General features: G+C 69.3%; 7 protein-coding genes. 4 read left to right on the top strand and 3 right to left on the bottom strand.

The window, feature by feature from the left end:
* Positions 1-1179, top strand: a 1179-nt coding sequence (locus K4G64_RS36545; RefSeq protein WP_221760186.1) for an ABC transporter substrate-binding protein, incomplete at its 5' end; no start/stop codon positions are given.
* 182 nt (positions 1180-1361) lie between these two features.
* Entirely contained in the window at positions 1362-3782 is a 2421-nt protein-coding gene (locus K4G64_RS36540) for a SpoIIE family protein phosphatase (RefSeq protein WP_221760185.1), read from the top strand.
* Between the two features lie 58 nt (positions 3783-3840).
* On the opposite strand, the gene K4G64_RS36535 is transcribed toward K4G64_RS36540, so the two are convergent.
* Both K4G64_RS36535 and K4G64_RS36530 read right to left on the bottom strand, forming a co-directional pair.
* Positions 3841-5457 (bottom strand): cation acetate symporter, encoded by a 1617-nt coding sequence (locus tag K4G64_RS36535; protein WP_221760184.1) that lies wholly within the window; start codon positions 5455-5457, stop codon positions 3841-3843.
* Positions 5454-5936 carry a DUF485 domain-containing protein gene (locus K4G64_RS36530; RefSeq protein ID WP_221760183.1) on the bottom strand — a complete coding sequence of 161 codons (483 nt, stop codon included), beginning with the start codon at positions 5934-5936 and terminating at the stop codon, positions 5454-5456. The genes K4G64_RS36535 and K4G64_RS36530 overlap by 4 nt, the downstream gene beginning before the upstream one ends.
* 235 nt (positions 5937-6171) lie before the next feature.
* Between K4G64_RS36530 and K4G64_RS36525 the strand changes: the two genes are divergently transcribed.
* A complete protein-coding gene (locus tag K4G64_RS36525) occupies positions 6172-7284 on the top strand; it encodes a catalase family protein (protein ID WP_221760182.1) in 1113 nt (370 codons plus the stop codon).
* Between the two features lie 117 nt (positions 7285-7401).
* On the opposite strand, the gene K4G64_RS36520 is transcribed toward K4G64_RS36525, so the two are convergent.
* Positions 7402-8358, bottom strand: a complete 957-nt coding sequence (locus K4G64_RS36520) for a helix-turn-helix domain-containing protein (RefSeq protein ID WP_221341947.1) — start codon at positions 8356-8358, stop codon at positions 7402-7404.
* Between the two features lie 281 nt (positions 8359-8639).
* On the opposite strand from K4G64_RS36520, the gene K4G64_RS36515 reads away from it, so the two are divergent.
* Positions 8640-9469 (top strand): ATP-binding protein (locus K4G64_RS36515; RefSeq protein ID WP_221760181.1); only part of this gene is annotated, 830 nt, incomplete at its 3' end.

Raw genomic sequence — 9469 nt, 5'->3', positions numbered from 1 at the left:
GCGGCCGCCGACGGCGCGTGCCAGGGCCAGCAGACCACCGGCATCACCGACAAGACCATCAAGCTGGGCGGCATCTACCCGCTGTCGGGGCCGGCCTCCGCGTACGGCACGATCAGCAAGGGCGTGAGCGCCTACTTCAAGCACGTCAACGACAAGGGCGGCATCGACGGCCGCACGGTCGAGTTCATCGTCCGCGACGACGGCTACCAGCCTCCCAAGGCGGTCGAGGAGGCCCGCAGACTGGTCGAGCAGGAGAAGGTCTTCGCCGTCTTCCAGACCCTGGGCACGCCCTCCACGGCCGCCGTGTGGGACTACCTGGACAAGCGGAAGGTGCCGCAGCCCTTCGTCGCCACCGGCGCCTCCGTCTGGGGCACGGACGACAACCACCCGTGGACCACCGGCTGGCAGCCCAACTACATCTCCGAGGCACGCGTGTACGCCAAATACCTCAAGGAGGAGAAGCCGAAGGCCAAGGTCGCCGTCCTCTACCAGAACGACGACTTCGGCAAGGATCTGCTCGGCGGGTTCGAGGCGGCCGTCGCCGGCAGCGGCATCAAGGTGGTCGCCGAGGAGAGCTACGAGGTCACCGACCCCTCGGTCTCGGCGCAGATGACGAGCCTCGCCCGGTCCAAGGCGGATGTGCTGCTCAACATCACCACCCCGAAGTTCGGCAGCCAGGCCCTCGCCGCCGATGCCAAGAACACCAAGTGGAACCCACTGCACATCGTGAACAACGTGTCCTCGTCCGCCACCGTGCTGAAGCCCGTCGGGTTCAAGAACGTCCAGGGCGTGGTCTCGGCGACCTACTTCAAGGACCCCGCCGACCCGCAGTGGGCGGACGACGCGGAGATGAAGACGTACCGGGAAGCGCTGCGCAAGCACGTGCCCGGCTCCGACCCGGCCAACCAGTTCAACGCCTACGGCTGGGCCGCCGCCTCCAGCCTGCACAAGGCCCTGGACGCGATGAAGTGCCCGACCAGGGAGGGGCTGCGGGACGCGGTGCGCAACCTCAAGGACGTCAAAGTGGACATGCTGCTCCCCGGTGTCACCCTCTCCACCGGGGCCGATGACGCCTTCCCGATCGAGACGATGCAGCTGATGCGGTTCAAGGGCGAGCGGTGGCAGCTGTTCGGCAAGCCGGTGGACACCCGCAAGGAGTTCGGCCCGCCGGCGAAGTGAGCCTGCGGGGCCGGTCCCCAGGGGTCGGTGCCCCAGACCCCTGGGGACCGGCCCCGCTCAGTCCGTCGTAACCCTCCTGCCCGCCGTGTCGGGCCGCGGCCTCTGCCGGGTTTCAATAGGCTTACCGGGTCAGCAGACATCGGCGACCGAGTACGCGGTGGTGTCCAGCGGTGGAGAAGCCGATGACGGAGCTCAGCGAAAGCCACGACGATCCGTTCGCCCCGCACCTCGCTGCCTTGGTGGTGCTCGACGACCGGGGAGTAGTGGTCGGATGGAACCGGCGGGCTCAGGAGCTGCTCGGCCATTCGGACACAGCCGTGATCGGTCGTCCGGCGTTCGAGGTGCTGGTCGATCCTCCTGATCTGCCGGCTGTCACCGAGGCCGCGGCGAAGTGCAGGAGAGCCGGTGGCTGGTTCGGCGTACTCACACTGCGCCACCGCGACGGGCAGCTCGTGGAGCTGGGGCTCAGGGCCCATGAGCTGTCATGCGGTGACCGGGGACGAGAGTGGTTTCTCGCGGGGGCACCCGCGGCTGACGTACTCGAATGGCAGAGGGACCGGGCGGTCCTCGACGGGTTGTACCGCCAGTGCCCGATCGGCCTGGTCGTCCACGGCCCCGACCAGAGGATCCTCCGGGTCAACCGGGCCATCGAACGGTTCAGCGGCGTCCCGGCAGCGGACTTCCGGGGGCTGTCCACCGGCCGGATGCTCCTCGCCGACGACGCGCGCAAGGCTGTGGACCGGGTGCGCCAGGTGATGCAGACCGGAAAACCCCTGGTCTACTCCGAGCAGTTCGTCCGCCTGGAGCAGGATCCGGCACGAGAGCGGGTCGCGTTGGTCTCGTCCTTCCGGATGGAGGATCCCTCCGGCCGTGTCCTCGGTGTGGCCGAGATGATCGAGGACATCACCGAACGCCACCGGGCCCAGCGCCGGCTCGCGCTCCTCGACCAGGTGGGCAGCCGTATCGGAACCACGCTCGACGTGGCCGAGACCGCCCGGGAACTGGCCGAAGTGATGGTGCCCCACCTCGCCGACCATGCGTCGGTGGACCTGCTTCAGGCGGTGACGCGCGGTGAGGAACCGACGCGTGCCGTGGCAGGGCCTGTGGTCCGGCTGGGGACCTGCAGCGTTGGTGCCCAGCAACCCGGCCCGCCCCACCCCGAGGGCCATCCCGTGGAGTTCGGGCCCGACACACCACAGGCCGGATGTCTGGCCGAGGGACGGCCCGTGCTGGAGCCGGTTCTGCCGCCCGACTGGGTGTCGGCGGCGGGCCGTCAGGGGGTCCAGGCTCCGGACCCGGGCGCCCACTCCCTGATTGTGGTACCTCTCGCCGCGCGCGGCCTGGTGCTCGGGGTGATGACCCTGTGGCGCTCGCGCCGCCCCGATGCCTTCGAGACCGACGATCTCACCCTCGCTCAGGAACTCGCCTCGCGCGCCGCCGTCGCCATCGACAACGCCCGGCGCTTCACCCAGCAGCAGCAGACCGCGTTCACCTTGCAGAGCAGCCTTCTGCCCCGGACGGTTCCGGACCAGTCGGCCGTCGAGGTGGCCCTGCGGTACCTGCCGGCCAGCGCAGGCCCGGGCCTGGGCGGCGACTGGTTCGACGTCATTCCCCTGTCCGGGGCCCGGGTCGCCCTCGTCGTCGGCGACGTGGTGGGACGAGGCATTCATGCTGCCGCCACCATGGGCCGGCTACGCACCGCCGTCCATACGCTGGCCAGCCTTGACCTGGAGCCGGACGAGGTCCTCTCCCGCCTCGACGACCTGGTCGATCTGCTGGCGGCCGAACACGAAGCAGTCGGCGAGCGGCCCGTGGGTGAGCAGGTCGTCGGCGCCACGTGCCTGTACGCCGTCTACGACCCGGTCTCCGGACGCTGCTCGGTGGCCCGTGCCGGTCATCCGCCGCCGGTGGTGACCGCTCCGGATGGACAGGTGGCGCTGCTCGACCTGCCGGCCGGCCCACCGCTGGGCCTGGGCGGTCTGCCGTTCGAGACCCGGGACATCGAACTGGCCGAGGGAAGCCTGCTGTCTCTGTACACCAACGGGATCATCGGCGAGCGCCACATCGATGCCGACGCCGCCCTGGCGAAGCTGTGCGCAGCGCTCGCCCGCCCCGCGGGCGCGCTGGAACGCACCTGCCAAGCGGTGATCGACGCGCTGGTGCCCTCGCGCCCCAGCGACGACGTCGTACTGCTGATCGCCCGCACCCGCATGCTGCCACGGGCCGACGTCGCTTCCTGGCATCTGCCGCCAGAGCCTGCCAGCGCCGGCCGGGCCAGGGCGTTGACCTCGGCCAAGCTGACCGAGTGGGGTCTGGAACACTTGGCGTTCACCACGGAGTTGATCGCCAGCGAACTGGTCACCAACGTCTATCGCTACGCCGGCGGCCCCGCGACCCTGCGGCTGATCCGTGAGCAGTGTCTGGTGTGCGAGGTCAGCGACACCAGCCACACCTCACCACACCTGCGCCACGCCCGTACGACCGACGAGGGCGGGCGCGGCCTGTTCCTGGTGGCTCAGATGACCGAACGCTGGGGTACCCGCTACACCCGCGACGGCAAGACCGTGTGGACCGAACAACCGCTGACCGGCACGCCCGTCTGACCGTCTCGGGCCGCGGCGCGGGAGGCCGCCTGAAGTCGGCCCGCCCGCGCCGCGGTGGTCATTCGGCTGCGGCGAGAAGCCGTGCCTCGCTCTCCTCGTACCGGCGCCGCTGCTCACGGCTGTCGGCGGCACGGCGACGGTGGTCCAGACGGCTGCCCAGCCAGCCCGCGAGGTAGCCGAACGGGATGGAGACCAGCCCGGCGGACTGCATGGGGAACAGGGCGAAGTCGGCATGCGGGAAGACGGCGGACGGCGTACCCGAAACGGCCTTGGAGAAGACCATGAGCAGCAACGCGCAGGCCGCGCCGCCGTAGAGGGCGGCGAGCAGGCCGGTGCGCGTGAACCCGCGCCAGAACAGGGAGTAGGTGAGCGCGGGGGCCACCGCCGATGCCCCGATGCAGATGGCCACAGTGGTCAGCACGCCGACGTCCCAGTTCTGCACCATGGTGGCGAGCCCGATGGCGACGATCCCCACGGCCACGCTCGTCCACGCCGCCACCGTCATCTCGGTACGGGGCTCGGCCTGTCCCCGCCGCACCGCGTGGGCGAACAGGTCGTGGGCGAGTGACGAAGCCGCGGCCAGGGTCATCCCCGCGACCGACGACAGCAGGGTGATGAACACCATGCCCGCCACGGCCGAGTACAGGATCGCCGCGCCCGCGGAGCCGGGGGCCCCGCCGAGCACCTGGGACAGCATGAGCACCGACGTCCTGCCGTGCGGGTCCGCCGCGGTGATGTGCTGCGATCCCACCAGGGCCGCCGCGCCCGTACCCATGATGATCACGAGCAGGCAGAACGTGGTGACCGTGCCGACCGCCCATGACATGGAGCGACGCACGGCCGGTACGTCCTGCGCGGAGTACAGGCGCATCGTGATGTGCGGCAGGCAGGCCACGCCGAGGATGATGGTGATCTGGAGACTGACGAAGTCCAGCCGGCCACTGGTGGACGTGCCGAGCTGCAGGCCCTGCTGAAGGTAGGCGGGGCCCGCGCCGCTGCCGTGCTGGGCTGCCCTGAGGATGTCGCCGGGGCTCCAGTCGAAGCGGTTGAGGACGAGAGCGGCGACGACGATGCTGGTGCCGAGCAGGAGCACGATCTTGATCATCTGAATGAGCGCGGTGCCCCGCATACCGCCGATCGCCGCGTAGATGATCATCAGAGTGCCGACGATGACGATGCACGCCGTCCTGGCACCCGCAGCGTACGGAATGTCCAGGATGAAGCTGAGCAGCGACCCGGCTCCGGAGAGCTGGACGACCAGGAAGGGCAGGGTCGCCGAGAGTGTCACCACGCAGGCGGCGATCCGCACGGCCCGTCCGGACATGTTGCGGGCCAGGACGTCGCCCATGGTGAACCTGCCGGCGTTGCGCAGGGGTTCGGCCAGCAGGAACATCAGCAGCACCAGGGACAGGGCGGTGCTGACCGCAAGGACGTAGCCGTCGTATCCGGCGAGCGCGATGATGCCGGTGGTGCTCAGCACCGTGGCGGCGGAGATGTAGTCGCCCGCGATCGCCAGGCCGTTCTTGAGCGGGGTGAGCGACAGGTAGCCGGTGTAGAAGTTCGCCAGGTCGTCGCGGTCCGGTCCCGCCATGACGCACATCAGCAGCGTCACGGTGACCAGCGTGGTGAACAGAACCAGGATGATGGCCTGCGTCCCGGAGCTGAAGTCGTTCATCTCGCCATCTCCGCGTTCCGGCCGGTCGGGACCGCCCGCTCCCGGACTGCGCGGGCCAACGGATCCACGGAGCGTTGTGCGCTGCGCCCGTACCAGAAGACCGCCGCGAAGGTGACGACGAGTTGGAGGATGCCCAGGGCCATGCCCAGGCTCAGCTCTCCGGTGACCTTGGATCCCATCAGACCGGGCGCGTAGCAGGACAGCACGACATACACCACGAAGGAGCCGAGCGCGGTGAGCGTGGAGATCCGGCGGAGCAGGCGGTAGGCCGAGCGGAGGGCGGTGAGGTCGGCGTCGTCTCGATGGCTCTGGTGCGCGTAGGGGGCGTCCCAGGGGGCTTGCCGACCGTACGAGTCGTATCGCGCGGCGTCGTGCCCGTACGACTCCGGCCACGGATTCTGTCCGTACGTCTCGTGTCGAGGGGGGATGCCGTAGGACTGTGCTGAGGGCGGGTACCGGTTCTCGTCGGCGTATGTCATCGCCTGGCCTTCCACTGCGGCTCGGATCCGTGCGGTACACGGGAAAGAGTGCTTCAGGCGGCGCACCATACCGACTGGTTGGAATGCCTGTAAGTCCGCCGGAGATCACATTTCGGCGTTGATGTGATCCCCTGGGCGCGGAAGCATGGGATACATCACACCCAGTTATGTTGTGCACAATTTAATTGCTGGCTAGCGTCTGAGATCAGGAGCACCGACACCTGGAGGCAGCACCATGGATCCCGTCCGCTACGAGAATTACCGTCCCGTCGAACGTCCGACCTACCAGGAAGAGTTGGACGCCGTGGTCGCACAGGTGGCGCAGCGCACCGGCGCCTCGGTCGAGCGTGAGGCCGTCGGCCGCGCCGTCCGCACCGCCCACGGAAAGACCTACGGCCTGCTGAAGGCCACCGTCACGGTCGGTGACAACCACGGCTTCCACGCGCAGGGCATCTTCGCCCGGCCCACCGAGTACGACGCCGTCGTCCGCTACTCCAACGGTCTGGGCCACCAGCGTCCCGACCATCAGCTGGGCGCGGCGTGCGGGATGGGCATCAAGCTGTTCGGGGTCCCCGGACCCTCATTGCTGGCCGACGAACCCGACACCGGAACCTTCGACCTCAACCTGATCAACAACGACGTCTTCTTCGCGAACACGGCCTACGACTACATGGTCATCGAGGATCTGTTCGCGGAGCTGCCCGAGGCCCTGGTGAATTCCGCCCGCCGCAAGACCTGGATGGCGGAGTTCCTGACCCGCCGGGGCACGCTCACCGACCCGGACGGCTGGCTGTGGGACGAACTGTTCGCCATGCTCTCGTTCACCACCGTCCCGCGCAGAAACCTGCTGTCGTACACCTACAACAGCATGGGCGCCTTCCGGTACGGCGATCACATCGCCAAGATCCGCACCGTGCCGACGGCCGAGTCCCTGGCCGCTCTCACGCACCAGATCGTGGACGTGCGCGCGGACAACGAGGCGTTTCGCCGCACCCTGGTCGCCGAGGCCGCGGAGCGCGACCACTCCTTCGAGCTCCAGGTGCAGCTCAACACCGATCTGGCTCGCATGCCGGTGGACAACACCTCCGTGAAGTGGCCCGAAGAGTTGTCCCCCTGGGTGACCGTCGCCCGTGTGGACCTCCCGCGTCAGGACATCGGCGGGGACGACAACGTGACGGCCGCCGACGCCACGTCGATCACACCGTGGCGCTCACGTGAGGAGCACCGGCCCATCGGCGAGATCCAGCGGGTGCGGCAGGAGGTCTACCGGCGCTCGTCCATCGAGCGGCACCGCATCAATGGACAGCAGCGGCGCGAACCGGTCAGCAGCGCGCACGTGCTCGGCTGAGCCGGCCGAGCCGCGTTCCGTCACCCGCGCCGACCGGTGGCCGGCGGCACGCGTTTCCGGGACTGCCGGTTGCCCCGCTGTACGGGAGAGTCCGTCGGCCGACCCGTGCGGGTGGGATCAGCGGGCCTTGGAACGCATCTCCCGGGGGCTCACCCCGAAGCGTCGTCGGAAGGCCGTGCTCATGGCGCTCGCCGAGGAGAAGCCCGAGGCGTACGCCAGGTCCGTGATCGTCATGTGCTCGCAGTCGGCGCGCAGGAGACGCTCGCGGACCAGACGCAGGCGCTCCTCGCGGATCAGGTCGCGGGGGGTGGTGCCCACGTGCTGGAGCGCGAGCTGGATCTGCCGGAGGGACCAGCCGAGGGCGCGGGCCATGGAGGCGCCGGACAGGTCGGGGTCGGCCGCGTGATCGCGCACGTGGCGGCGGACCACCGCCTCCACCGCGGTCAGATGGCCCGGGACGTCGGGGCGGTCGTCGCCGCAGGCGAGCATGCACAGCAGCTCGACCACGCGATCGCAGACGGCGTCGAACTGTGAGGTGGTGAGGTGGCCGCGTTCGGCGTTCAGGCCGCGCACCATGGAGTGCACCACGCGACCCAGCCCCTTGCTCAGATCGAGCCCGGTGGCCAGCGACGCCTTCCGGTTCAGCGGGCCGTCGATCTCCTGAGCCGGGATCGACATGATGACACCGCGCAGGGACGCACCGTGCAGGAGCTCGAACGGCGCACCGAGTGTGAGCAGGCTGCCCGTGCCCGGCGTCAGCCGCACCTCCTGGTCGTCCTGCCGCAGTAACAGCTCGCCGGCCAGCGGGAAGAGGAGCCGGTAGTCGGGGTCGGGCATCTGGCGGATCAGACCCGGTGTGCGGACGTACTCGATCTGGTCGCTGTGCCAGGTGACCACCTGGTAGCTGTCGCTGCGCTGCCGGATCATCTCGCCGCGGAAGACTTCGGCGCGCGCGTATCTGTAGTCCAGCCTGGTCTGGTACGCCCCGACGCGCTCACTCCACAGATCGGTCTGCTCGCGTACCTCGACCTCGGCGGTCCTCGTCGTCTCCACGACGTAACTTCCCGTGGGCAACGCTTCCCCTTTGCTGCGACGTCTCTAACGGCTCGAGAGCAGCCCGGAACTTCCCTGTGTTCAAAGGCTGTTACTCCTCGTCAGGTTAGGGACCAGCAATCGGTTTCCGGAACTCGTCCCAGCATTGTCGGCCTGGTCCAAAACCGAACCGGTCGCGATCCGCACGCCCCACGAATGTGCCTGCGTCCCACGGCAACTTCCTTGCGCGCACGGACAAGTGCCGATGCGGACGCGCCGCTACCGTCGTGCGCTCGTCGACCGCCACTTGCTGTGAGGACTTGATGACGGAACAGATACCGGAGGCGGTGGTCTGGTGCCTGGCCGTGGGCCTGTTCGCCGTGACCGTGCTGCTGGTGCGGGAACGCGGCATCAGCGCACGGCAGCGCAGACGGAACGCCGAACTGGGGGACGGCCTTCGGGCACGGGACGCGGAATTGCGGCACCTCGTCTCCGCCCGGCTGCCGGCCCTGGAGACCGCGACGCACCAGCAGGTCCCGGCCGTCGGTCTGCTCGACACCCGGCTCACCGACACGGAGTTCGCGAAGTGCCTCGACGCTGTTGTGGAGCGATTCGCCGGCGCCGTCGAGCACGCCCGGTCGCGCGCCGACCAGTCGGCGAAGGCCGCCTTGAAGGCGTCGATGCGCTCCATCCAGGCCTTGGCCAACGAACAGCAGGTGTCCATCGCCGAGATGCAGGACCGGCACGACAACCCCGGCGTGCTGAGCGACCTGCTCGAAATCGACCACGCCAACGCCCAGTTCGGCCGCCGTGCCCAGGCCATCGCCGTGCTGTGCGGCTCGTGGCCCGGCCGCCAGCGCGCCACCTCCGCGCTCGTCGAGGTGGTACGCGGCGCCACCTCACGCATCCGCGACTACCGGCGCATCCGCATCAACGGCGAGGTCGACATCGCCGTGCGGAGCCGGGCGGTCGAACCGGTCGTGCTCGCGGTCGCCGAACTGCTCGACAACGCGGCACGTCACTCGCAGCCGGGCACGACCGTCGAGGTCACCGTCCAGCCGGTGCACAACGGCGCCTGTGTGGTGATCGACGACGCCGGGGTCGGCATGGACGGCCAGGCGGCCGCGCACGCCGCCGAACTGCTCGCCGGCAC

The sequence above is a fragment of the Streptomyces sp. WAC04114 genome, assembly GCF_019733245.1.
Lineage (GTDB): Bacteria > Actinomycetota > Actinomycetes > Streptomycetales > Streptomycetaceae > Streptomyces > Streptomyces massasporeus_A.
Note: the sequence above shows the minus strand (reverse complement) of the source record. Positions and strands in the feature narration are given on the sequence as shown.

Excerpts from the sequence above, each read along its gene's own strand:
- K4G64_RS36540 (WP_221760185.1), top strand. The coding sequence starts at position 1,362 with ATGACGGAGCTCAGCGAAAGCCACGACGATCCGTTCGCCCCGCACCTC.
- K4G64_RS36535 (WP_221760184.1), bottom strand. The coding sequence starts at position 5,457 with ATGAACGACTTCAGCTCCGGGACGCAGGCCATCATCCTGGTTCTGTTC.
- K4G64_RS36530 (WP_221760183.1), bottom strand. The coding sequence starts at position 5,936 with ATGACATACGCCGACGAGAACCGGTACCCGCCCTCAGCACAGTCCTAC.
- K4G64_RS36525 (WP_221760182.1), top strand. The coding sequence starts at position 6,172 with ATGGATCCCGTCCGCTACGAGAATTACCGTCCCGTCGAACGTCCGACC.